This window comes from Nocardia concava NBRC 100430, from assembly GCF_000308815.1.
Lineage (GTDB): Bacteria > Actinomycetota > Actinomycetes > Mycobacteriales > Mycobacteriaceae > Nocardia > Nocardia concava.
The window spans coordinates 1-24742 of the sequence record NZ_BAFX01000032.1; the positions used below are offsets into that span (position 1 = coordinate 1).

Here is a 24742-nt window from a genome sequence, read left to right on the forward strand (position 1 = left end):
TACCTGCTCGCGCACGCGCCCGGCGAGATCGGCACCCACGTCGGGCTCACCACCGCGCGCATGTCCGCCGGTGACGCCATCGCGGCCGGATTCGCCGACTACTTCGTGCCGTCGGAGCACCTGCCGGCGCTGCTGGAGGCCCTGCACGACAACGAGGTCGACGTGGCCATCGCGAAATTCGCGCAGCCCGCACCGGTTTCGGAGTTCGTGGCCCAGCAGGACTGGATCGACTCCTGCTACAGCGCCGACACCGTCGAGGAGATCGCGCACCGACTGCGGATCGACGGCCGCGCCGAGGCCGCCAAGGCCGCCGAGGACCTGCTGTCGAAATCCCCGGTGGCGCTGAAGGTCACGCTGCGCTCGCTGCGCAACGCCCGCAAGGCCGCCGATCTCGAGGACGCGCTGAACCAGGAGTACCGGGTCTCCATCGCCTCCCTCAACACCCACGACCTGGTGGAAGGCATTCGCGCCCAGGTCATCGACAAGGACCGCAACCCGCAGTGGTCGCCCGCCACCCTGGCGGAGGTCACCGAGGCCGAGGTGGACGCCTACTTCGGCGCGCTCGGCGATCGCGAATTGGGTTTGGCCGCACCGAAGGACGTGTAATGAGCAACAACACCAAGGTCGGGTTCCTCGGGCTCGGCCACATGGGCGGGCCGATGGCCGCCAACCTGGTCAAGGCCGGATACGAGGTGCTGGCCTTCGACCCCGTCCCCGCCGCGCAGGCCCAGGCCCGCGAGGACGGCGCGACCGTCGTAGCCACTGCCGCCGAAGCGGTTTCGGCCTCCGACATCGTCATCACCATGCTGCCCAACGGCCGCATCGTGCTCGACCTCTACACCGAGGTCCTCTCCGCCGCCAAGCCCGGCACCCTGTTCGTCGACTGCTCCACCATCGACGTCGCCGATGCCAAGCAGGCCGCGGAACTCGCTGCCGCGGCGGGACATCGGGCCCTGGACGCCCCCGTCTCCGGTGGCGTGGCGGGCGCGGCGGCGGGCACCCTCACCTTCATGGTGGGCGGCGCGGACGCCGACTTCGCCGCGGCCCTGCCGCTTTTTGAGGTCATGGGCGGCAAGGTCGTGCACTGCGGCGGCGCGGGCGTCGGCCAGGCCGCCAAGATCTGCAACAACATGCTGCTGGGCATCTCCATGATCGGCCTGTCGGAAGCCATTGTGCTGGGCGAGAAGCTGGGCCTGACCCACGACAAGTTCTTCGACGTGGTGTCCACCGCCTCCGGCCAGTCGTGGGCGCTGACCTCGTATTGCCCTGTGCCCGGCCCGGTTCCGGCCAGCCCGGCCAACAATGACTACCAGCCCGGCTTCGCGACCGCGCTCATGACCAAGGACCTCGGTCTGGCGGCCAGCGCGTTGCGCGGCAATGGCGTGGACGGACAGCTCGGCCTGCTGGCGGCGGAGATCTACAGCCGCTTCAACCAGGACGAAGCGGGCAAGGACTTCTCGGCTATCGTCACGGATATCCGCAAGCGATCGGGAGAGGAACCGGCGTGACCGACTTCGAGACCATTCTGCTGGAGCGCAAGGGGCGGGTCGCCCTCATCACGCTCAACCGGCCGAAGGCCCTCAACGCGCTGAACTCGCAGGTCCTGACCGATATCTCGGCGGCCCTCGACGAGCTCGAGAACGACAACGAGATCGGCGCGGTCGTGCTGACCGGATCCGACCGGGCCTTCGCGGCCGGCGCGGACATCAAGGAAATGCAGACCAAGTCCTACATGGACATGTTCCTGGCCGATCACTTCGCCGGGTGGGACCGTCTGGTCGCCTTCCGTAAGCCCATCATCGCCGCGGTCGCGGGCTACGCCCTCGGCGGCGGCTGCGAACTGGCCATGATGTGCGACATCCTGATCGCCGCCGACACCGCCAAGTTCGGGCAGCCCGAGATCAAGCTCGGTGTCATCCCCGGCATGGGCGGCTCGCAGCGCCTCACCCGCGCGGTCGGCAAGGCCAAGGCCATGGATCTCATCCTCACCGGCCGGAACATGGATGCCGAGGAGGCCGAGCGCGCGGGCCTCGTCTCGCGCATCGTGCCCGCCGCCGAGCTGGTCTCCACCGCCATGGAGGTCGCGGAGACCATCGCGTCCATGTCGCTGCCGTCGGTCATGATCGCCAAGGAGGCAGTCGATCGCGCCTTCGAGACCACTCTCACCGAGGGGCTGCGCTTCGAGCGTCGGGTGTTCCACTCGCTCTTCGCGACCGAGGATCAGAAGGAAGGCATGAACGCCTTCGTCGAGAAGCGACCGGCGAACTTCACGAACAAGTAAGCGACGCAAAAACTCTCGTGCCCCGTTGCCTGACGGCAACGGGGCACGTTGGTTTTTGGGGTCAGCCGTGTTTGGGCGGGCCGACGACTTCGACGGTCGGGGGCTTGCCGTCGGTGTGGTCGCCGCCGTCGCGGTTCATGGCCAATGCGCCGACGATGGTGCCGCCGAGAGTGGCGGTAACCGCCACCGCCGCAACGAGTTTGCGGCGGGAGACGGGGGAGGAGGGGGCCTCGTGCGCACCCGAATGCGGTGTCAGATGGACGCTGCGGATGCTGCGGGCGGAGGGGCGCTCGGCGGCGAGTAGAACCGCGCCGCGGGTGGAGACGAATTCTGGTTCGGGATCGTAGATGAGCGGCAGGTCGAGCTGGCCCTCGAGCTCGTCGCGGATGCTCTTGTTGCGCGTGCAGCCACCTAATAGGGCGATGCCGGTCGGCCGGACGCCGGTCTCCCCGATCATGTGGCGGACGAAGGAGACCGAGTGATGAATGCCCGCTTCGACCAGTTCGGCGAAATCACTGCGGGTGACCACGGTGCGCTGCCCGGTGATCGGGTCGCAGACGGCCAGCACGCGTTCGTTGGCCAGCGCCTCCTTCTCGCGGCGGGTGGCCGCCAGGTCGAGGGTGACGCCGCTGCGGGTGAGCAGCCAGCGCAGCAGGGCGTCGTGGCCGTCACCGCCCAGCACGGTGCTGCGCTTGTGGGCGAGGATGGCGTCGGTTCGGCAGTCGATCTGGGTGAGGGTCAGACCGGAGGCGCCTAGGTCGTAGAGCAGTACCGAACCCTCGGTGGGCAGTCTGCCGGTGAATCTGAGGTATCTGAGCTGGGCCACCGGCTCGTCGATGACGGTGAGGCGATTGCGGCCCGCGGCGGTCCGGACGGATTCGGCATGGGTGTTGCAGCGACAGGTCACGGCGATGCCGGTAATGAATTCGTCCCGCTTGGCGGCCGATTTACGCATCAGCCGAATGGCCTCGAACACCGCCTCCTCCATGCTCCCGCCACCGGCACGGCGTAGGACCTTGCAACGGTCGATGGGGGGCAGGTGAGGCTGGTCGGAATGGGTGAGCATGGCGCGTGCGCCAGCAGCGCCCGCCGACACCCCGAGGACCAGCACCATGGCCTCAATGGTGAACCTTTTGCGAGCCGAATCCAAGACTATGACGCAGGAAATTGGCTGCTGGGTCGCTGAAGAGTTACTGACCGGCCCAGCGGGTGGCGGAGCTACCGGGATCGAAGTCGCCGGCCGCCTGCCGGAACTCCGACAGCAATTGCAGCAGCAACTGCAATCGTTCCGGCGGCAGACCCGCCTCGGCGAAAACCCGCCGGTTCAGCTCAGTGGTGGCCTTGGACACCAAATCTCTTCCGGCATCGGTGATTTCGATGAGCGTCGCCCGCCGGTCACTCGGATGTGGCACACGCTTCACCAAATTGGCGGCTTCGAGTCGGTCGACCGTATTGGTGACCGAGGTGGGGTGCACCTGCAGCCGGGCACTGGCCACGGCCATGGGCAGCGCGCCGGTTTTGCTGAAACTCAGCAACATGAGTAGCTCGTATCGGGAAAAGGTCAAACCGGACGGTCGCAAAGCTTCGTCCACCCGCGCCATCACGATCTGCTGCGCCCGAACCAGCGACGTCACCGCCGCCATCCCGTCGGCCACATCGCCCCAGCCGTGCTCGGTCCACTGACGATGCGCCTCCTCGATCGGATCGAGCGGCAGCGGACGTGGACGCGACATGCCCCCGATCATCGCACGTCGCCGACCGGTTGGTCGCCGCGCCGAGCCGATCCGGTCACTCGTACAAATCACGGTGATTGGAAACCTCGGCAGCGTGCCCGATTTGCCGCACTATTGGAGCCACGATGCGGGTGTGACCGAGGGGCTAGGTAGCGGTCTGCAAAGCCGTACACGCGGGTTCGACTCCCGCCGCTCGCTCCATCGAGGAAGCGCCTCCCATGCCGGATATGGGGGGCGTTTTCGTGTTCAGGTGGGTGACACTCCCGTGAGGTCGCGCAACACCGTGTGATTGCGGTCGGCGGTGGTGCCGAGCGTGTACTCGGGCAGCAGTCCGAAGTATTCGCCGCGCGAGCGGTTGCTCCAGCGGCGCGCGCCCTCGGTGCGGGTCTTGTAGAAGTTGGCCATGTAGCCGCCCTCGTACAGGCGGAGCAGGGTGTAGCCGCCCGGGTATTCCTTGCAGGCCGCGACTTCCAGGAATTCGACGGGGATGGGCAGGTCGGGCCGGGTGCGGCGGTTGCGGTGGGTATGGCCGGAATGGTGCAGGAAGACGCCGGGGGCGGACCGGTAGATCGATTGCAGCTCAGCGGCATTCGCGGCATTCAGGATGAAGCTAGGGCCCGCGAGGTTGGACCAGCCGGATTCGGTGGTGATCGGGTGGTGGCCGAAAAGCAGTGTGGGGCGGTCGGGATCGCTGGTGAGCAGGTCGCGCAGTTCGTCGAGCTGGGATCGGTCCAGGTTGCCGCCCGCGATATCGAACTCAGTAGTGTCGAGCGCGATCAGTCGCAGCTCACCGACCTCGTGCGACACCAATTGCTGTCTGGCGGAGAAGGAATCGCCCCAGCAGTCGTTGTGGTCCAGATACGGGGTGCAGCCCGCGTAGTCCGAGCCGACGTGCGGCCGGTCGTGATTGCCGCGGGCGGCGAACCAGTCCCGGCCCGCCACACCCCAGTTCACGAGGTGGGCGTGAACACCGTGCACCTGCTCGGGCGTCGCCTCGGCGGTGAGGTCACCGGCCAGCAGCAGATGGTCGACGGCGCGATCGGGGCGGTGCATATCGTCCAGTAGCGCCGACAGCATGACCTCGGGATACGGTGCGAGACCGGGCTCTTGGCGGAAACCGGGCGGCAGGCCCGCGGTGATGATGCCGCTGACCTCCTCGCCGTAGTGAATGTCGTTGGTGAGCGCGAGGGTTCGCAGCAGACGGCCGGGCGGCGGCACCAGCGTGGTGAAGACGCCCTGTGCCTCGGGTGTATTCGGTTGCCGTGTCACCACATTCACCGCGGGTGTCGCCGCGATGCCCGCCGAGCGCGCCTCGAAGCGGTACGTGCGGCCCGGCTCCAGGCCGGTGACCTCCGCGTAGTGGTAGGCGGTCGGGCGCGAGTCGCCGAAGACCTGCCGCAGCCCGGATCCGTCGGCGGGGCCGAGCCAGATCTCACCGTCGGTCTCGACCGGAACGGGATTGCCCGCCGCATCGGGACCGAGGGTCGTCCAGGTGAAGACCACCGACGCCTCGGTGATCGTCACGACCTCCAGGTCGGTCACCACGAGCGAACCCGGCTGTGCGCGAGCCGGACTCGCCCACACCGCCGGGATCGTCGCTGCTGCCGCGATCATGCCGAGCAGTTGCCGCCGATTCGGGCCGCAGCAGGTCATGGCCGTCCTATTTCGCGTCGGTGGAGCAGACCTTCCATACGCCGTCTTCCTTGCGCAGGTGTTCATTGGCGGAGCGCTTGCTGTCCGCCGCGCCGGGCACGCTGAAGGTGCCGAGGGTGACGGCGGTGGCGCGATCGCCGGTAATGGTGATGCCCTGGACCGAATCGACCCGCATCGAGACTCTGCCCTGATCCATGGCCTTCTTCTGGGCCTCGGGCAGCGCGTCGTACTGGGCGCGGTCGCCCGCGCAGGTCTTGCCGACCGCCTGGGAGGCGCCGCCGGTGGACATCGCGGTATAGAAGTCGCGCACCGCGGTCTCGACGCGCTTGTCGTCGCTTACCCCGGAATCCTTGCCGTTCAACGTCACCGCGGTGGCGATGCCTCCGCCCACGAGTACCACGGCCGCCACGCCGAGTCCGATGGTCAGAGGGGTGCGGCGATTCAGGGTCATCGAGATCCTTCGACTCGGGCCGATCTTCGGTTGGTGAACGACCGCAGATTACAGCGATTCCGCCTCGATTGGCGGGGTGGCATTTGAACCGGTCACGTGGGACTGTACGTTGGTTAGGCAAACCTCAGAGGTGAGGTCGAGCGAGTGAAAGGACGGTCATGACGGCGGCTCGATGGAAACTGGTATCCGGAGCGCTGGCGGCGATCGCCGTGCTCGGCGCGACCACGGCCTGCTCCAACTCGTCCAAGGACGACAACGAGATCCTGGTCTACAACGCCCAGCACGAGTCCCTCACCAAGGAGTGGGTGGACGCGTTCACCAAGGACACCGGCATCAAGGTGACCATCCGCAGCGGCGGTGACACCGACCTGGGCAACCAGATCGTCGCCGAGGGCAAGAACTCCAAGGCCGACGTCTTCCTCACCGAGAACTCGCCCGCCATGGCGCTGGTCGAGAACGCCGGACTCTTCGCGGATGTCGACAAGGACACTCTCGCGCAGGTGCCCGAGCAGTTCCGCCCGTCCACCGGCAAGTGGACCGGAATCGCCGCCCGCTCCACCGTTTTCGTCTACAACACCGCCAAGCTCCCGGCCGACCAGCTGCCCAAGTCGCTGCTCGATCTGCAGCAGCCGCAGTGGAAGGGCAAGTGGGGCGCCGCCCCCGCCGGCGCCGACTTCCAGGCCATCGTGGCCGCCCTGCTCGCCCAGAAGGGCGAGGACGTCACCAAGGCGTGGCTGAAGGGCATGAAGGAGAACGTCGTCGCGGACAAGACGAACACCTCCGTCATGAAGGACGCCAACGCCGGCCAGATCGACGGCGGCGTGATCTACCACTACTACTGGTTCAAGGACCAGGCCAAGACCAAGGAGAACAGCGGCAACACCCAGCTGTTCTACTTCAAGAACCAGGACCCGGGCGCCTTCGTCTCCATTTCCGGTGGCGGCGTGCTGAAGTCGAGCACCAAGCAGGCCAATGCTCAGAAGTTCCTGAACTTCATCACCTCCAAGAAGGGCCAGGAGGTGCTGCAGAACGGTGACTCCATGGAGTACCCGGTGGCCTCCGACGTCGCCGCCAACAAGGCGCTGCCGCCGCTGGCCTCGCTGGACGCGCCCAAGATCGACCCGAGCAAGCTGGACGCCAAGAAGGTCACGCAGCTCATGACCGAGGCGGGTCTGCTGTAACCGTGGCTGTTCGGACCGATGTGCCCACCCGGGCCTCGAAGGTGACCGCTCCCCGGGCCATTCGCCCGGGGTGGCTGGTCACCGCCGCCGCGCTGTTGTTGGTGGCGGCCACCTTCGTGCCGTTGGGCTACATCGTGTCCACCCTGGTCTCCACCGGATGGAACGAGACCGCGCACTTGATCTTCCGCCCGCGCGTGGGCGAATTGCTGCGCAATACCGCCGAATTGGTGGTGCTGACCGTGCCGATCTGCGTCGCGCTCGGCATCGGCCTGGCGTGGATCGTGGAACGCACCGACGTGCCGGGCGCGGCCTGGTGGGGGCCGATCTTCGCGGCCCCGCTGGCGGTTCCGGCCTTCGTCAACAGCTACGGCTGGGTGAGCACGATCCCCTCGCTGCACGGGTTGTGGGCCGGGGTGCTGGTCGCGACCGTCTCGTACTTCCCGCTGGTGTACCTACCGGCGGCGGCGACATTGCGGCGGCTCGATCCCGCCGTGGAGGAATCGGCTCGGGCCCTGGGCTCCGGGCCGGTCGCCGTTTTCGCCCGCGTCGTGCTGCCGCAGCTGCGGCTGGCCATTCTCGGTGGCGGACTGTTGATTTCGCTGCACCTGCTGGCCGAGTACGGCGCGTTCGCCATGATCCGGTTCGACACCTTCACCACCGCCATCTTCCAGCAGTACCAGTCGAGCTTCGCGGGCGCGGCGGGCAGCACGCTGGCCGGGGTGCTGGTGGTGCTGTGCCTGGTGCTGCTGGCCGGTGAGGCCACCGTGCGCGGGCGGGCCCGCTACGCGCGCATCGGCGGCGGCGCACAGCGGGGCGCCGCCCGGATTCGGCTGGGCCTGGGCAAGATTCCGATGTTCGCGCTGCTGGCCGGTGCGCTGGCGGCCACCCTGGGCGTGCCGCTGTGGACCATCGGACGCTGGCTGAAGATCGGCGGCTCGGCGGTGTGGGACACCGCCGAGATCGGCCAATCCCTGGGCCAGACCCTCGGTTTGGCGGCCACCGCCGCGGTGATCACCACCCTGTGCGCCTTCCCGGTCGCTTGGATCGCGGTCCGCTCGAACTCACGATTCGCGCGAATCATCGAGGGAGCCAACTACATCACCAGCTCGCTGCCCGGCATCGTGGTCGCGCTGGCGCTGGTGACGGTGTCGATTCGCTGGCTGCCCGCGTTCTATCAGACGGCCGCGACCATCCTGGCCGCCTACACGCTCATGTTCCTGCCGCGCGCCCTGGTGAGCGTGCGGGCCGGGCTGGCACAGGTGCCGGTGGGGCTGGAGGAGGCCTCGCAGGTGCTCGGAAAGTCGCCCACCGCAACGTTCTTCCGGGTCACGCTGCGGCTGACCGCGCCCGCGGCGGCCGCGGCGGCGGCCATGGTGTTCGTGGCCGTGGCCACCGAGCTCACCGCCACACTGTTGCTGGCGCCCAATGGAACCCGCACCCTCGCCATGCAGTTCTGGCAGCTGTCGGGCGAATTGGACTATGCGGCGGCCGCGCCGTACGCGCTGATCATGATCATCGCCTCGGTGCCGGTCACCTATCTGCTGTTCACTCAATCCAGGAAGGCGGCGGGATTGTGAGTCGTCTTGTCGTAGACCAGGTTTCGAAGACCTTCGGACACGCGCCGGTGCTCGACGGCATCAGCCTCGAGGTCGCCGACGGCAGCGCCACCGCGGTGGTCGGGTCCTCCGGCTGCGGCAAGACCACGCTGCTGCGGGTGATCGCGGGCTTCGAGAACCCGGACGCGGGCTCGGTCTCCGTGGGCGGGGAAACCATTACCCGGCAAGGGTTCTCGCTGCCGCCGCACCGCCGTGCCATCGGCTATGTGGCGCAGGACGGCGCGCTGTTCCCGCACCTGACCGTGGGGCAGAACATCGCCTACGGGCTCGGCGGCGGCCTGGGCGGCAAGCGCAAGCACCGGGAGCACGTGGCCGAGCTGCTCGAAATGGTCTCGCTGGACCCGTCTTACGCCGATCGACGCCCCCATCAGCTCTCCGGCGGGCAACAGCAGCGCGTGGCGCTGGCCCGCGCCATGGCGCGCAAGCCCAAGCTCATGCTGCTCGACGAGCCCTTCAGCGCCCTCGACACCGGACTGCGCGCCGCCACCCGGCAGGCCGTCGCCGAAACCCTGCGCGCCGCGGGCATGACCAGCATCCTGGTCACCCACGACCAGGAGGAGGCGCTGTCCTTCGCCGATCAGGTGGCGGTCATGTGCTCGGGGCGGTTCACCCAGGTCGGCACGCCGGAAGAGGTGTACGCCGCACCGGCGGATCTGTTCACGGCCGGATTCCTCGGCGACACCGTGCTGCTCGACGCCACCATCGGGACCGAGACGGCCGAGACCGTGCTGGGCCGGATTCCGGTGCAGGTGAACGCGCCCGTCGGCGCGGGCGCGGTCATGATGCGGCCGGAACAGCTGCTGGCGCGGGCCATCACCAATGGCCACAACGGCTGTGCGACCGTGCGCGCCGCCGAATTCCGGGGCGCGGACATCATGCTCACCCTCGATCTCGACGGCTGCCCCGAGCCCATCCAGGTACGGCGGGTGAGCGTGGACGCACCAGTGGTCGGCGACCGGGTGGATCTCGAAGTGCTCGGCGCGGCAGTCGCTTTCACCTCCGAGCAGTGCGTGGCGGCGGGCCGTACCGCGGGCAGCTCGACACCGGCCACCGTGGCTGTCCCGGACGCTGTCTCCGCGCTCTGATCCGTCTCCCCAGAATGTGACTGGACGGTCGGTGCACCGCCTATATTGGCGCGGAGGCCAATTCGCCTCGGCTCGACCCAAGGAGGCCCGGTGCGCCGCACGCTGCTCGTCACATCCGTTCTCGCTGCCGCATGCGCGCTGGCACCGCTGGCGGGTGCCGAACCATCGGGCGACCCCGTGGTGAAGGTGCAGGCCGTCTATGGGCCCGAACAGTTCCCGATGGCCGGCGTCGCCGCCGATATCGGGCCCTGCGGCGGGGGAGCGAAGATCGCGACGGTGACCACCGGCCTCGACGGCTCCGCCGTCTACAACGGCGCGACCGGCTGCTACCGGGTCCAGATCAGCACGCCGACCGGCTGCGGGCTCGACAGCGACCCGGCCCTCGAGGTCACCTCGGTCCCCGGCATCACCCCGCTGGCCACCTTCCGCTTCCGCTGCGCCTGACCCGCTGACCGGTTGCTCCCGTCGGTGTGACCGATTGCACTTCTCAGAATTCGCTCAGAACAACCCTGTTAACCTCGGCCGGAGATAGCTGTTCGTTATTGCTGTAACGCGGAAGGCGTCGCATCACCGACGAGAGGTGACGAGATGGGCGCGAAGTTCGCGTTGGCAAGTTCGCCGGGCGTGATCGCGCCGGCGGACATCCGCAGATTCGCGGGTCCGGTCGAGGCGGCGGGTGCGCTGCTGGGTGCGGTGATCGCCGGACTGTTGCTGATGGCCCCGCTCGATCTCGGCTCTTCCGCCGAAGGCCCGGTGCTGCAACTGGATCTGATGGTGCTGAACATGCCCCGCGCCGCGGCGGCGGGTGCGGCGTTCGCGGTGGTGTCGGCGGCGCTGGTGGTCGCGCTCGGGCGGCGCAGCGCGTGGATCGCGGCCTGCGGCAGCGTGGTGATGCTGGTGATCGACCAGCTCTGGAATCGGGACGCGGCCACCGCGGGGGCCATGACCACGGTCAATTACATCGACTCCATCTTCAGCGGCATCCTGCTCGGCGCGCTCGCGGTCGCGGTGTTCGGCAAGCCGCTCGCGACCGGCGCGTATCTGATCGGGGCGCTGTCGGCGATCCTCATCGGCGATCAGACCTCACTGCCGGACTCGGCCGACGACAATCCGCTCATCGCCTGGGCCGCCGGCGGTACGCCACCGGTATGGATGATGGTGCTGACGGCCGGTCTGCTGGCGGTGGGCATCGCGGTACAGCGGACGGATCCCGCGGCGGGCGACGAGAATACCGATCTGGCCATCGGGCCGATCCTGTCGGCGCTGGTCATCGTCACCGCGACCGCGCTCTCGACGGAATGGTTCGTGCGGCATGCGGGCACACCGGCGCAGGTCGCCGTCGCGGTATCCGTCACCGTGGTCGCCGCGGTGGTGGCGGCGCTGCTGCTGCCGGGGCGTGACGGGACCCTCGTGCTGCTGTCGGTCGCCGTCGCCAATGCGGGCAGCGCGATCATCGCGGTGCCGCGGCCGGATTGGAGCGCGCCCTTCCCGGTGATCGCCGTGGTGGTCGGCCTGGCCGCCGGACGGCGCTGGCGCACACCGTGGCTCGCGCTGGCCGCGACCGGGGGACTGGCCGTGTTCGCGGCCTGCACCGCGGACCTGGCGCATCAGTACCCGGTGATCCCGATCCTCGGGGTGACCCTCACCGGCCTGATCATCGGCCTCTGCTTCGGCGTCGCCGTGCCCGAGACCGCGGGCAGCGCCGTGGTGGCGGTCGCGGTGCTGATCGTGCCCTGCCTGGTGGTGGCCTTGCGCGGCAGCAGTTTCGGGCGCGTCGCCTACTCGCCGCACTGGTATCGGGATCCGCAGGGGGAGATCTCGTCGCTGCCCGGCTGGATGGCGCTGGTGGTCACCCTGGGCTGCGGGGCCGGACTGCTCCTGTTGAAGGATCGCGATCCGCTGAAGGAACGAGCGCGGAACCTCGCGCGGCTGCGCTGACGACCGAGCCCGGCTGCGCTAGCGGCCGAAGCGGGTGTCCACCCAGGCCAGCGCGTCATTGAACGAGGCCTCCAGGACGCCGCGGTGATCCACGCCCGGATAGCCGCGATACTGCACCGGCTGACCGCCCGCCCGCTGCTGCGCGAACATGGCATCGGTGGCCAGGGCCGGAACGGTGGTGTCGGCGCGACCCTGCAGCACCAGCAGCGGCTGGGTGAAAGACAGTGCGGCGGGGTCGTTCTCGTTCAGCACGCGGGTCAGGCCGGTGAGGTCGCCGCCGCGCAGGAACACGTCGTCGGCACTGAGTCCGCCCCAGGAGTCCGGCTGCCGCAGCTGCCCGATACAGCCGGTGTCGGCCTGCCCGAGCATGGACAGCGCACGCGGCGTGAGGAATCGGGCCGGATCCAGGTCCGCCACCGTCTGCGCGCCGCGAATGATCAGCGGCAGGAACGACACCGCGCCGCCGGTGAGCGGCGCCAGCGCGCCCGCCACGCCCGCGGTGGTGGCCAGCTGCGAGGCCTGTAGCCCGATGCCCTGATGGGAGGCGGGCGCGAGCGCCACCGAGCCCAGCAATTGCAGTTCCGGAGCCCACTGCTGGGCCTGCGCATCGGTGAAGATGGCGGCCTGACCGCCCTGCGAATGCCCCATCGCCACCCAGCGTTTGCCGATATCGGGATCGACTTCCCGTGCGGCCCTTGCCATATCGGTGACCGCGCGCTGCTCGGCGGTGCCGATCAGATACCCGTGCGGGCCGGGCGTGCCCAGACCCTGATAGTCGGTCTGCGCCACCGCGTATCCGGCCGCGATCCAGCGCTCCTGTACCCGGCGCACCAGCGAGGTGTAGTCGTGTGCGGGGAAGTCGGGGGAGGTGTCGGTCGAGGGCGCGCAGATATCGGCGACGCCGGTGGTGCCGTGCGCCCAGGAGATGAGCGGCCAGCCGCCCGGCGGCGGTACGCCCTCAGGGACCGCGAGGGTGCCCGAGACCGCGACCGGATCGCCCTGCATATCGATCGACCGGTACAGCACCAGGTAGTTGCGTGCGCCCGCGAGCGCGGGATCGCCTGTGAGCGGCCGCAATTGGATCATCGAGCCATGCGGGCCCGGCACCCGGTCCGCGGCGGGGACGTAGAAGGATTGCTCGGTGTCGGCCTCCGCGGCGATGGCGACCGCGTCCGGTACCACCGGCCGCGCGCAGACCGGCGCGGCCAGGCTCACACTCGCGATCGTGGCCGCCAGCACGGTGCTGATTCCCCCGGCGAGCGGGCGCGAGACACGTCGCTGCGGCTGTCCGGCCCGGGCGCTCTCGTTCTCCGACACCCCTCAGAACATACCGGCCCGTTGCTATTTCACATGGCAAGGCACGGCCGGGCACCACCGAAGCACCGCGCTGAAATCCCCCGGAAACGACCGCGGTGCCCGGCTGCCTCCTGCACACCCGGGCACCGCGATGCGCAGTACCCACTCTGGTCGCCAATCCCGCCCTGCGGAATACACATCCACGACGATGGCACGAAAAGTCAGTCAGTCTGTGCCACGAATCGTTACACCGGTCTTTCCGTTGCCCAGCGTGACAACTGATTTCGCGCCGGTCCGGGTAACTCGCCGGGTACGTCCAAAATCGGTTCGGCACCAAACCGCAAGCCCGGGTGCAGAACCGGCGACGGCTCTCTGCCGTCCGCTGAAGTCCCGGAGAGGCGGAAAAGCCCCGATCGCAGATTGCGATCGGGGCCTTACGTGGTGCCCTCGGCAGGATTCGAACCTGCGGCCTTCTGCTCCGGAGGCAGACGCTCTATCCCCTGAGCTACGAGGGCGGGGATGGTCCCGTCCGGTCTCCCGGTCGGGCTGGGAAAGCGTATCGCATCGGGTGCGCTGCGCCAAAAAGGAGGGTGGACCGGGCGTTTTGGTCGCCCGGCCCACACCCGTCAGTTCATCGGCAGGGGGGTGGCCTTGCGTTCGGTGAGCATCTGGGTCATCAGATCGGCCTCGCTCTTCTGCGTTTTGGCCATGCTCTCGGCCAGCGAACGCACCGCGTCGGTGTCGGCGCGCTGGGCCGCGTATTCGATCATCGGCATGCCGCCCTGGTGGTGGCGCAGCATCAGTTGCAGGAACAGCGTGTCCAGGGCCGTGCCGGTGGCCTGGCCGAGGGCCGCCATCTCCTGATCCGAGGCCATGCCGGGCATGGTCTGCACCGCGCCGGAGTGCATGGCCGTCCCCGAATGCTGGTGGGCGGACATATCGGTCATCCAGCCCATGTAGCCGTCGGGGGCTATGAGGGGCTCGTTCCACTGCTGGAGCCAGCCCTGCATGCGGCCCGCCTGATTGGCCTGGGTGGTGAGGATGTCGTAGGCCAGCCGCTTCACCGCCGGATCGGTGGATCCGGACAGCGCGATGCCCGACATCTGCACCGCCTGCGCGTGATGCACCGACATGTCCTGGGAGAAGCCGACATCCACCACGCCGGGCGTCTCCGGCGTGGTGTGCATGGCATTGCTCACCAGGATGCCGCCCAGGAATCCGGTGAGCAGCACACCCACGATGGCCAGCATCAACACCACCTGCCGCTGGTTGCGGCGGGGATGCTGAGCGGGCGCGTCGGAGGGATCGGGCTCGGAGCTGCGATCGGGTACGTCGGACATGAACGGCGGCATTACTGCGTCGGAGCCGGCTGCTGCGGCTCGGTCGACGCGTCGGTGGGCGCCGGGATGGCCGGAACGCCCTCTGGCACGGTCGGGCTGTCGCTCGGCAGCGTGATGCCGCCCGGGATACCGGGGATGCCGCCGGGCATGCCCGGTATGCCGCTGCCGCCGCCGAGCTCGCTCTGGTCCTGCTGAATGCCCTTGCCGTCCATCGGGATCGCGTCGGGGCCCGGCGCGCTCGGGTCGAAGGCGGGCGGGTTGGACACGTTGAAGGTCGGGTTCGCGCAGTCCGCGCCCACCTCGGGGTAGGCGTACTGGTTCAGCCGCAGCGCGGTGATGAAGTCGCGGATGCGCTCGTCACCGGCGTTGTCCAGCTTCAGCTGGTGGCCCCACGACTGCAGCGAGATGGCGTGGTCCAGGCCGGGATACGGCGACATGAGCATGTAGGGACGGCCCTTGACCGACTGCTTCAGCTTGTCGACGTCGCCGCCGCTGAGCTTGTCGGGGTTGTAGGAGATCCAGACCGCGCCGTGCTCGAGCGAGTGCACCGCGTTCTCGGTGCGAATCGCCTTGCTGTACACCGTGCCCATGCAGTTCGCCCACGATCCGTCGTGCGGGCCGCCGAACGGCGGCGCCTGGTCGTAGTTGACCCGCTGCTTGGCGGTGATGTGCAGACCGGCCGGGTAGTCCTTCTTCACGACGCCGGGGATCTTCTCGGAGGGATCCTTCAGCTGCGCGGTCGGGACGAACTCCTTGACATCGGACTGCGCCCTGGTGGTGGCCTGCTTGTCCTGGATCTTCGGCACGATGACCCAGGCGATGCCGCCGATCAGGGCGATCACACAGAGCACGGCCCCGATCATGAGCCAGGGAATCTGGCGCTTCCCGCCCAGGTTGCCGCCTCCGCCGCCCTTGCGGGAGGAACCGGATGACTTGCCCGCGGCCTTGATGGCCTTGGCCGACTTGGCACTGGTCCTACTCGGCATGCTTTTGGTGCTCTCTTCGACGTGTCGGACAATCAAACGATACGGCCGCATCGTTTGCTGGGCGCCTGCCCGGTGGTGCCCGCTCGCGGCGTTCACCTGCTCAGACCATAGGATAGTGACTCGTGACTCCAGCTGACCTTGCAGATCTCCTTCGTGCTACCGCGGCGAAGGTACTTGTCGAACGCGGATCCGACCCTGCGGTCCTGCCCGACGAGGTCAAGGTGGAGCGTCCCCGCAACCCCGAGCACGGAGACTATGCCACGAATGTGGCCATGCAGGTAGGGAAGAAAGCGGGAATGAACCCTCGCGACTTCGCAACCCTGCTCGCCGAGGCGCTGTCCCAGGCCGAGGGCATCGACGCCGCCGAGGTCGCCGGACCTGGCTTTTTGAACATCCGCCTGGCCAAGGCCGCGCAGGGCGCGATCGTGGAGAAAATCCTCGAGGCGGGTGAGAAGTTCGGCACCGCGGGCACGCTCGGCGGCCAGAAGATCAACCTGGAATTCGTCTCCGCCAACCCGACCGGTCCGATTCACCTGGGCGGCACCCGCTGGGCCGCCGTCGGTGACGCGCTGGGCCGGATCCTGTCCGCGCAGGGCGCGGAGGTCACCCGCGAGTACTACTTCAACGACCACGGCGCGCAGATCGACCGCTTCGCCAACTCGCTGGTCGCGGCCGCCACCGGGCAGCCCACCCCCGAGGACGGCTACGCGGGCGCGTACATCAACGAGATCGCCGACACCATCGTGAAGGCGAACCCGGGCGCGGCCGAACTGCCCGAGGGCGAGCGGCACGAGCTGTTCCGCCGCGAGGGCGTCGAGCTGATGTTCGCGCAGATCAAGCAGAACCTGCACGAGTTCGGCGTCGACTTCGACGTGTACTTCAACGAGAGCTCGCTGTTCGCCTCGGGCGCGGTCGAGAAGGCCATCGAGACGCTCAAGGAGTCGGGCAAGCTCTACGAGAAGGACGGCGCCTGGTGGATCGCCTCCACCGAGTACGGCGACGACAAGGACCGCGTCGTCATCAAGAGCGACGGCAAGTCCGCCTACATCGGCGGTGACATCGCCTACTTCCAGAACAAGCGCTCGCGCGGATTCGACCTGTGCATCTACATGCTGGGCGCGGATCACCACGGCTACATCGGCCGGCTGAAGGCCGCCGCGGCCGCCTTCGGCGACGACCCGGACACCGTCGAGGTGCTCATCGGCCAGATGGTGAACCTGGTGAAAGACGGTGCGGCCGTTCGGATGTCGAAGCGCGCGGGCACCGTCGTCACCCTCGACGACCTGGTCGACGCCATCGGCGTGGACGCCGCGCGGTATTCGCTGGTGCGCTCCTCGGTGAACTCCAGCATCGATATCGATCTGGACCTGTGGACCAAGCAGGACAGCGAGAACCCGATCTACTACGTGCAATACGCGCACGCCCGCACCAATCAGATCATCGGCAATGCCGCCGCCTTCGACTTCGCCTCGGTGACACCGGATTTCGCGCTGCTCACCGATGACCGCGAGGGCGAGCTGGTGCGCACCCTGGGCGAGTACCCGCGGGTGGTCGCCACCGCCGCCGAGACCCGCGAGCCGCACCGCGTGGTGCGCTACCTGGAAGAACTGGCCGGGGCCTACCACCCCTTCCAGTCCGACAAGACGCTGCGCGTCATCCCGCAGGGCGACGACGCCGTCAGCCCCCTCAATGCCACCCGCCTCGAGCTGGTCAAAGCCACCCGTCAGGTTCTCGCCAACGGCCTCGGCCTGCTAGGCGTCTCTGCCCCGGAGCGTATGTAAATGAGTGCCCACCCCGCCGGACCCCGCCACGCGGACATCCCGCACGCCCCGACCATCGCGGAGCGTCCGAGTGACCCGGCGCAGATGATCGAACTGCCCGCACATGTGTGGCCGCGCAACGCTTCTCGCGACGCCGACGGTGTCGTCACCATGGCCGGAATCCCGGTGACCGAACTGGCCGCCGAGTACGGCACGCCGCTGTTCATCGTGGACGAGGACGACTTCCGCTCCCGCTGCCGCGATATGGTGCGCGCCTACGGCGACAACGCCCGGGTGCACTACGCGTCCAAGGCGTTCCTGTGCGGCGAGGTCGCGCGCTGGGTGCGCGACGAGGGCCTGCACCTGGACGTCGCCTCCGGCGGCGAACTCGCGGTGGCCCTGAACGCGGGCTTCCCGGCCGAGCGAATCGCCATGCACGGCAACAACAAATCGGTGGTCGAGCTCGAGCAGGCGGTCGCGGCGGGCGTCGGGCACGTGGTGCTCGACTCGCTGATCGAGATCGACCGGCTGGAGGCCGTCGCGGGCCGCGCCGGGGTCGTCCAGGACGTGCTGGTCCGGGTCACCGTCGGCGTGGAAGCGCATACCCACGAATACATTTCGACCGCGCACGAGGATCAGAAGTTCGGCTTCTCGATCGCCGACGGGTCCGCGCTGGACGCCATCGGCCGCGTTTTCGACGCGCGCAATCTGCGCCTGGTCGGGCTGCACAGCCACATCGGCTCGCAGATCTTCGACATCGACGGCTTCGAGGTGTCCACCCGGCGCATGCTGCGGCTGCTCAGCGAGGTCGGCGCCAAGTTCGGCGTGGCCCGGACCGAGCAGATGCATCTGCTGGATCTCGGTGGCGGACTCGGCATTTCGTACGTGCCGAGTGACGACGCGCCGCCGCTGTTCGATTTCGCCGACAAGGTCCGCCACATCGTGGACACCGAGGCCACCGCGCTCGAGCTGCCCAAGCCCGAGATCGCGGTGGAGCCGGGCCGGGCCATCGCCGGACCGGGCACCATCACGCTCTACGAGGTCGGTACCGTCAAGGACGTCACGCTCGACGCGGGTGCGCAGCGCCGCTACGTCAGTGTCGACGGCGGTATGAGCGACAACATCCGGCCCGCGCTGTATCAAGCCGAGTACGACTGCCGATTGGTTTCGCGGAGCAGCGAATCCGATCCGGTCGTGGCTCGGGTGGTCGGAAAGCATTGCGAGAGTGGGGACATCGTCATCCGCGATACCTGGCTCCCGGCCGATGTCGGCCCGGGCGACCTGGTGGCGGTGGCCGCGACCGGCGCGTACTGCTACTCGATGTCGAGCCGTTACAACATGCTCACCCGGCCCGCCGTGGTCGCGGTGCGAGACGGTAAGGCGCGCTTGATCCTTCGCCGTGAGACGGTGCAGGACCTACTCAGCTTGGAGGTGGAAGCATGACCGAGAACAAGACCGGTGTGTGGGGACAGGATCATCCCATTGGGGTCGCCGTCCTCGGCATGGGAACGGTCGGTACCGAGGTCGTGCGCATCATTCGCGACCACGCCGACGATCTCTGCAACCGCGTCGGCGCGCCCGTCGTGCTGCGCGGCGTCGCGGTGCGGGACCTGAACAAGGACCGCGGCCTGCCCGCCGAGCTGCTCACCACCGATGCCGAAACCCTGGTCACCCGTGACGATGTCGACATCGTCGTCGAGGTCATGGGCGGCATCGAACCGGCCCGCACCCTGATCGGCGCCGCGCTGAACGCGGGCAAGTCCGTGGTCACCGCCAACAAGGCGCTACTGGCCGACTACACCGGCGAACTGGCCGCCGCGGCCGAGAACCACCGCGCCGACCTGTATTTCGAGGCCGCGGTCGCGGGCGCCATCCCGGTGATCCGCCCGCTCATCCAGTCGCTGTCCGGCGACCGGGTGAACCGCGTGGTCGGAATCGTGAACGGCACCACCAACTTCATCCTCTCGGCCATGGCCGAGACCGGCGCGAACTACGCCGATGTGCTGGCCGAGGCCACCCGCCTGGGCTACGCCGAGGCCGACCCGACCGCCGATGTCGAGGGCTACGACGCCGCCGCCAAGGCCGCCATCCTCGCCTCGGTCGCCTTCCACACCCGCGTGACCTCGGGCGATGTCTACCGCGAGGGCATCTCCAAGATCACCGCCGAGGATCTCGAGACCGCCGCGGCCGTGGGCTGCACGGTCAAGCTGCTGGCCATGGCCGAGCGGGTCTCCGACGAGGACGGCAAGGACAAGGTGTCGGTGCGCGTCTACCCGGCGCTCATCCCGCGCAAGCACCCCCTCGCCGCGGTCAACGGCGCGTTCAACGCCGTGGTCGTGGAGGCCGAGAACGCCGGTCGCCTGATGTTCTACGGGCAGGGCGCGGGCGGCGCTCCCACCGCGTCGGCCGTGATGGGCGATCTGGTGATGGCGGCTCGCAACAAGTTCTTCGGTGGCCGGGCCCCCGGCGAATCGGTTTATGCTGAGCTGCCGATCGCTTCCATCGGCGACACCCCGACCCGCTACCACGTGAACCTGCAGGTGGCCGACCGCACGGGTGTGCTGGAGGCGGTCGCGGGTGAATTCGCCAAGCACCATGTGAGCATCTCGACGGTCCGCCAGGAAGGCCAGAACGAGGGCGCGCGCCTGGTTGTGGTGACCCACCACGCGCAGGAATCCGCACTGGCAGATACCGTTGCCGCGTTGGCCGAATTGGACTCCGTCACGTCCGTGACCAGTGTTCTGAGATTGGAAGGCACCGAGGAATGAGTGCAACAGCACGAGCCGCAGCCGTGCACACGCCCTGGCCGGGTCTGATCGACGCGTACCGGGACCGCCTCCCGATCCCCGCCGACTGGAAGGCCGTCACTCTCTTCGAGGGCGGCACCCCGCTGGTGCCCGCGCACCACCTCTCCGAGCTCACCGGCTGCGAGGTGTACCTCAAGGTCGAGGGTGCGAACCCGACCGGTTCGTTCAAGGACCGTGGCATGACCATGGCCATGACCGACGCCAAGTACAACGGCAAGAAGGCCGTGCTGTGCGCCTCCACCGGTAACACCTCGGCCTCGGCCGCGGCGTACGCCACCCGCGCCGGTCTCCACTGCGCCGTGCTGATTCCGTCGGGCAAGATCGCCATGGGCAAGCTGGCCCAGGCGGTCATGCTGGGCGCCAAGATCATCCAGGTGGACGGCAACTTCGACGACTGCCTCGAGCTGGCCCGCAAGGTCACCTCCGACTTCCCCGAGGTCGGCCTGGTGAACTCGGTGAACCCGGCCCGCATCGAGGGCCAGAAGACCGCCGCCTTCGAGATCGCCGACGCGCTGGGCAAGGCCCCCGATGTGCACGTGCTGCCGGTCGGCAACGCGGGCAACATCACCGCGTATTGGAAGGGCTACAGCGAGTACTACGCCGACGGCACCACCACCTCGCGCCCGCGCATGCTGGGCGTGCAGGCCGCCGGCGCCGCGCCGCTGGTCAACGGCGCCCCGGTGTCGAACCCGGAGACCATCGCCACCGCCATCCGGATCGGCGCGCCCGCGTCCTGGAACCAGGCCGTGGCCGCCAAGGAGGAGTCGGGCGGCGCGTTCCGCGCGGCCACCGATGACGAGATCCTGGCCGCGTACCGCCTGGTCGCCGCCAAGGAGGGCGTCTTCGTGGAGCCCGCCTCCGCCGCGTCGGTCGCCGGTCTGCTGGCCGCGCGCGCCGAGGGCTGGCTGGATTCCGGCCTCACCGTGGTGTGCACGGTGACCGGCAACGGCCTCAAGGACCCGGACAATGCCCTCAAGGGGATGCCCGAGGTCAAGCCCATCGCGGTCGACCCGGTCGCCGTGGCCCACGAGCTCGAGCTGGCCTGAGTTGACCGCGCGCGACGCTCAGGTCATGACCCGGACGCTGCCCGCCGGAATCTCCGTCACCGTGCGGGTTCCGGCGTCCAGCGCGAATCTCGGTCCGGGTTTCGATTCCTTGGGAATCGCTTTGGGGCTCTACGACGAGATTGTGGTTTCCACCACGGACTCCGGCCTCACCATCCGGGTCGAAGGGGAGGGCGCGGATGACGTGCCTTGGGGCCCTTCGCATCTGGTGGTGCGGGCCATCGAGCGCGGCCTGCAGGCCGCGGGAGTGTGGGCCGACGGCCTGGACGTGGTGTGCCGCAACGTGATTCCGCACTCGCGGGGCATGGGTTCCTCGGCTTCGGCGGCGGTCGGCGGTCTGGCCGCCGGTCGCGGTCTGGCCGCGAAGTTCGATCCCGAACTGGCCTACGGCGATGACGTGCTGGTGCAGCTGGCCGGGGAATTCGAAGGCCACCCGGATAATTCGTCCGCCAGCATTCTCGGCGGATTTGTGGTGTGCTGGACCGAAACCGACCGTTCGGCCGACGAAAACGGCAGTGCCGACGCACATCACGCGCGAATTTACCGCGCCGTGCGCCTGGAACCGCACCCCTCGCTGCGCCCGGTGGTGCTCATTCCCGAGGAGCGTTCGGCCACCGCGCACACCCGCGGCCTGCTCCCGGATTCGGTTCCGCATGTCGACGCGGCCTTCAATGCGAGCCGTTCCGCGCTCGCGGTAGTCGCCTTGACGCAGCGGCCCGACCTGCTGCTTCCCGCCACGGCGGACCGGCTACATCAGGGCTACCGCGCCTCGGCGCTGCCGCTGACCACCAAATGGGTGGAACGGCTGCGCGAGGCCGGCATCGCGGCGACCGTGTCGGGCGCGGGTCCGACCGTGCTCGCCTTCACGACCAGCGAATTCCCCGAAGAACTGCGCGAACTCGCGATCGCGGACGGCATGCGCGTACTCGAGCCGGGTATTGCCGGCGGAGTATTGGTGGATTGACAGCGTGCCTGCCTTGCCGATGCAAAAGGCGGGAGCTATCCTGAGCGAGTCCGTACATCGTGCGCGTCAGACGCCGGTGCTTCATCAGGGCAAATCGCTCCAGAAAGGCTCCTTGCTCAGGCTCGAGGCTTGAGGCTCGAAACTTGGGGGTAGCCAGTCATCTGGAATGATCTCTCCCACCTGGCTGTTCAATGAACACCTCTGATGAGCACCAGCACTCGATGGCGAAGCCCACGTGGTGGTGACCCACCGGTCCGGCGGGACAGGCGATACGGCATCCGAGTCCGGCGAGAGACCGGACTGCAGGAGGAACCCTCGAACAGGCACACGGCGGTCGAGGGAAGGAAAGGATTTCCGTGACAGATACGGACCTGCTCGCGACACCCGGGACGGATAGCGATTCAGCGTCCTCGGGGAGCCGCGAAAGTGACTCCGGACAGATTTCGAAGATGAGCGAACAAACTGACGTCGCACGATCGGGGCTGACTGGAATGTTGTTGCCGCAGTTGCGTGCGCTTGCGGGAGAGCTCGGTATCCGAGGCACTTCCGGGATGCGTAAGGGTGATCTCATCGCCGCTATCAAGGAGAACCAGTCGGGGGGCACGGCGAAGCCCGCCACCGGCAAGGCCACGCGGAACGCGAAGGCCAAGGGCGAGGACGCGCCGACGGGTGGGGAGTCCGTGTCGGCCCCTGTTGCCGCCGAGTCGAAGAAGTCCGCCCCCGCCGAGGCTGCTTCCGCCAAGGCCGAGGTGAAGGCCGAAGCGAAGACCGAGGCTCCGGCGAACAACGCCGAGAAGACCGAGTCGCGCCAAAACGCTTCGGAGACTCGCGAATCCAAGCGCGAGGAGGGCGACAACGCCCGCGCCGAGGGTGACGACAATCGTGAGGGCGGCCAGCGCGGCCGCGGTCGTCAGCGTCGGGGCCGTGAGCAGCGCGGCGGTGCCGATCGCGGTGCCGCGAACGCCGAGACCGCCACCGCCGAGGCCCCCGCCGCCGACAAGGGCGAGCAGGAGGGCGGCGAGCGCCGTCGCGACCGCAATCAGGGTGACCGCAACCAGGGCGAGCGCAACCAGCGCAACGACCGCGGTGAGCGGAACCAGAACGGCGGCCAGCAGAACCAGAACGGCACCGGTCGCGCCAACCCGCGCGACGACCGGAACGATGACGACGAGGAAGGCGGCCGCGGCCGTCGGGGCCGTCGCTTCCGAGAGCGGCGCCGGGGCCGGGATCGCGAGGGCGGCAACGCCGGTGGCGGCGAGACCCGCGAGATGGAGATCCGCGAGGACGACGTCCTGCAGCCGGTCGCCGGCATCCTCGATGTCCTCGACAACTACGCGTTCGTCCGCACCTCCGGCTACCTGGCCGGCCCGAACGACGTGTACGTGTCGATGAACCTGGTCCGCAAGAACGGCCTGCGCCGCGGTGACGCCATCACCGGTGCGGTGCGCGCCCCGCGCGACGGCGATCAGAGCAACCAGCGCCAGAAGTTCGATCCGCTGGTGCGGTTGGACACGGTCAACGGCTCGGACGTCGAAAACGCCAAGCGCCGACCGGAATTCAACAAGCTCACCCCGCTGTACCCGAACCAGCGACTGCGGCTCGAGACCACGCCGAACAAGCTGACCACGCGCATCATCGACCTGATCATGCCGATCGGCAAGGGCCAGCGCGCGCTGATCGTGTCCCCGCCCAAGGCGGGTAAGACGATGGTGATCCAGGACATCGCCAACGCGATCGCGACCAACAACCCCGAGTGCTACCTGATGGTGGTGCTGGTGGACGAGCGTCCCGAGGAAGTGACCGATATGCAGCGCTCCGTGCGCGGCGAGGTCATCGCCTCCACCTTCGACCGCCCGCCGAGCGATCACACCTCGGTCGCGGAGCTGGCCATCGAGCGGGCCAAGCGCCTGGTCGAGATGGGTCAGGACGTGGTCGTGCTGCTCGATTCGATCACTCGTCTGGGCCGCGCGTACAACAACTCGTCCCCGGCGTCGGGCCGAATCCTTTCCGGTGGTGTGGATTCCACCGCGCTGTACCCGCCCAAGCGGTTCCTCGGCGCGGCCCGCAATATCGAGAACGGCGGCTCGCTCACCATCATCGCGACCGCGCTGGTCGAGACCGGTTCCACCGGTGACACGGTCATCTTCGAGGAGTTCAAGGGCACGGGTAACGCCGAGCTCAAGCTCGATCGCAAGATCGCCGAGCGCCGCGTGTTCCCGGCGGTGGACGTGAACCTGTCCAGCACCCGCCGCGACGATCTACTGATGTCGCCCGACGAGGCGGCCGTGCTGCACAAGCTGCGGCGCGTGCTGTCCGGTCTGGACTCGCATCAGGCCATCGACCTCATGGTCGACCGCCTGAAGAAGACCAAGAGCAATATCGAGTTCCTGATGACGGTCTCCAAGACCGCCCCCGGCGCGATCGACGAATAAGTCGCTCGCGCAACGGAACTGACGACGACGGCCCCGCTCCGGCGGGGCCGTCGGCGTATCTGCGGGCTTGGTCTTTTCTGCGGGCTGAAGAAGATCGCTCCGATGCCGGCCGCGCCGATGATCATGAACCCGAGGATGGTCGCGGTCACGGCACC

The 24742-nt window shown here is 68.4% G+C and carries 21 protein-coding genes and 2 tRNA genes; 15 read left to right on the plus strand and 8 right to left on the minus strand.

What is annotated here, in order from left to right; all coding sequences use genetic code 11:
• From ON43_RS07465 to ON43_RS07475, 3 genes are all read left to right on the plus strand, one after another.
• Positions 1 to 606, plus strand: a 606-nt coding sequence (locus ON43_RS07465; RefSeq protein WP_040805168.1) for an enoyl-CoA hydratase/isomerase family protein, incomplete at its 5' end; no start/stop codon positions are given.
• A complete protein-coding gene (gene mmsB, locus ON43_RS07470) occupies positions 606 to 1508 on the plus strand; it encodes a 3-hydroxyisobutyrate dehydrogenase (RefSeq protein WP_040805170.1) in 903 nt (300 codons plus the stop codon). The genes ON43_RS07465 and mmsB, both read left to right, overlap by 1 nt.
• Positions 1505 to 2281: an enoyl-CoA hydratase gene (locus ON43_RS07475; RefSeq protein WP_040805172.1), complete on the plus strand. Its 777-nt coding sequence runs from the start codon at positions 1505 to 1507 to the stop codon at positions 2279 to 2281. The genes mmsB and ON43_RS07475 overlap by 4 nt, the downstream gene beginning before the upstream one ends.
• Positions 2282 to 2342: 61 nt before the next feature.
• On the opposite strand, the gene ON43_RS07480 is transcribed toward ON43_RS07475, so the two are convergent.
• On the minus strand, positions 2343 to 3395 hold the full coding sequence (locus ON43_RS07480; RefSeq protein WP_040805174.1) for an Hsp70 family protein: 1053 nt from the start codon (positions 3393 to 3395) through the stop codon (positions 2343 to 2345).
• 76 nt (positions 3396 to 3471) lie between these two features.
• Positions 3472 to 4014 carry a MarR family winged helix-turn-helix transcriptional regulator gene (locus tag ON43_RS07485; RefSeq protein WP_040805220.1) on the minus strand — a complete coding sequence of 181 codons (543 nt, stop codon included), beginning with the start codon at positions 4012 to 4014 and terminating at the stop codon, positions 3472 to 3474.
• A gap of 127 nt (positions 4015 to 4141) precedes the next feature.
• Between ON43_RS07485 and ON43_RS07490 the strand changes: the two genes are divergently transcribed.
• A tRNA-Cys gene (locus tag ON43_RS07490) sits at positions 4142 to 4215 on the plus strand.
• A gap of 45 nt (positions 4216 to 4260) precedes the next feature.
• Here ON43_RS07490 and ON43_RS07495 read toward each other — a convergent pair.
• Positions 4261 to 5628: a metallophosphoesterase gene (locus ON43_RS07495; protein ID WP_245568502.1), complete on the minus strand. Its 1368-nt coding sequence runs from the start codon at positions 5626 to 5628 to the stop codon at positions 4261 to 4263.
• Positions 5629 to 5674: 46 nt separating this feature from the next.
• Positions 5675 to 6118 carry an Rv0361 family membrane protein gene (locus tag ON43_RS07500; protein WP_051178110.1) on the minus strand — a complete coding sequence of 148 codons (444 nt, stop codon included), beginning with the start codon at positions 6116 to 6118 and terminating at the stop codon, positions 5675 to 5677.
• Positions 6119 to 6276: 158 nt separating this feature from the next.
• Between ON43_RS07500 and ON43_RS07505 the strand changes: the two genes are divergently transcribed.
• The 5 genes from ON43_RS07505 (at position 6277) to ON43_RS07525 (ending at position 11938) form a co-directional block, all read left to right on the plus strand.
• Positions 6277 to 7299: an iron ABC transporter substrate-binding protein gene (locus tag ON43_RS07505; protein ID WP_040805177.1), complete on the plus strand. Its 1023-nt coding sequence runs from the start codon at positions 6277 to 6279 to the stop codon at positions 7297 to 7299.
• A gap of 2 nt (positions 7300 to 7301) precedes the next feature.
• Positions 7302 to 8876 (plus strand): ABC transporter permease, encoded by a 1575-nt coding sequence (locus tag ON43_RS07510; protein WP_040805180.1) that lies wholly within the window; start codon positions 7302 to 7304, stop codon positions 8874 to 8876.
• On the plus strand, positions 8873 to 10000 hold the full coding sequence (locus tag ON43_RS07515) for an ABC transporter ATP-binding protein (protein ID WP_083913222.1): 1128 nt from the start codon (positions 8873 to 8875) through the stop codon (positions 9998 to 10000). The genes ON43_RS07510 and ON43_RS07515 overlap by 4 nt, the downstream gene beginning before the upstream one ends.
• A 90-nt stretch (positions 10001 to 10090) precedes the next feature.
• Positions 10091 to 10444 (plus strand): hypothetical protein, encoded by a 354-nt coding sequence (locus ON43_RS07520; protein ID WP_040805181.1) that lies wholly within the window; start codon positions 10091 to 10093, stop codon positions 10442 to 10444.
• A gap of 144 nt (positions 10445 to 10588) precedes the next feature.
• Positions 10589 to 11938, plus strand: coding sequence for a hypothetical protein (locus ON43_RS07525; protein ID WP_040805182.1), 1350 nt, complete (start codon positions 10589 to 10591; stop codon positions 11936 to 11938).
• Between the two features lie 18 nt (positions 11939 to 11956).
• On the opposite strand, the gene ON43_RS07530 is transcribed toward ON43_RS07525, so the two are convergent.
• From ON43_RS07530 to ON43_RS07545, 4 genes are all read right to left on the minus strand, one after another.
• Entirely contained in the window at positions 11957 to 13255 is a 1299-nt protein-coding gene (locus ON43_RS07530) for an alpha/beta hydrolase family protein (protein ID WP_051178112.1), read from the minus strand.
• A 418-nt stretch (positions 13256 to 13673) separates the two neighbouring features.
• A tRNA-Arg gene (locus tag ON43_RS07535) sits at positions 13674 to 13749 on the minus strand.
• A 111-nt stretch (positions 13750 to 13860) separates the two neighbouring features.
• On the minus strand, positions 13861 to 14574 hold the full coding sequence (locus tag ON43_RS07540) for a DUF305 domain-containing protein (RefSeq protein ID WP_040805226.1): 714 nt from the start codon (positions 14572 to 14574) through the stop codon (positions 13861 to 13863).
• Between the two features lie 11 nt (positions 14575 to 14585).
• Complete coding sequence (locus tag ON43_RS07545; RefSeq protein WP_040805183.1) at positions 14586 to 15560, minus strand: thioredoxin-like domain-containing protein; 975 nt, start codon at positions 15558 to 15560, stop codon at positions 14586 to 14588.
• Between the two features lie 122 nt (positions 15561 to 15682).
• Here ON43_RS07545 and argS point away from each other — a divergent pair, with 122 nt between their 5' ends.
• From argS to rho, 6 genes are all read left to right on the plus strand, one after another.
• Entirely contained in the window at positions 15683 to 17341 is a 1659-nt protein-coding gene (gene argS, locus ON43_RS07550; RefSeq protein ID WP_040805185.1) for an arginine--tRNA ligase, read from the plus strand.
• Positions 17342 to 18763 (plus strand): diaminopimelate decarboxylase, encoded by a 1422-nt coding sequence (gene lysA, locus ON43_RS07555; protein ID WP_040805186.1) that lies wholly within the window; start codon positions 17342 to 17344, stop codon positions 18761 to 18763.
• On the plus strand, positions 18760 to 20088 hold the full coding sequence (locus ON43_RS07560) for a homoserine dehydrogenase (RefSeq protein WP_051178115.1): 1329 nt from the start codon (positions 18760 to 18762) through the stop codon (positions 20086 to 20088). Before lysA ends, ON43_RS07560 begins: the two co-directional genes overlap by 4 nt.
• The gene (thrC, locus tag ON43_RS07565) at positions 20085 to 21173 is read left to right on the plus strand and encodes a threonine synthase (protein ID WP_040805187.1); all 1089 of its coding nucleotides are present in this window, start codon (positions 20085 to 20087) and stop codon (positions 21171 to 21173) included. Before ON43_RS07560 ends, thrC begins: the two co-directional genes overlap by 4 nt.
• Before the next feature lie 25 nt (positions 21174 to 21198).
• Positions 21199 to 22155: a homoserine kinase gene (gene thrB, locus ON43_RS07570; RefSeq protein ID WP_040805230.1), complete on the plus strand. Its 957-nt coding sequence runs from the start codon at positions 21199 to 21201 to the stop codon at positions 22153 to 22155.
• Positions 22156 to 22511: 356 nt separating this feature from the next.
• Entirely contained in the window at positions 22512 to 24587 is a 2076-nt protein-coding gene (gene rho / locus ON43_RS07575) for a transcription termination factor Rho (protein WP_083913223.1), read from the plus strand.
• Positions 24588 to 24742 lie beyond the last annotated feature (155 nt).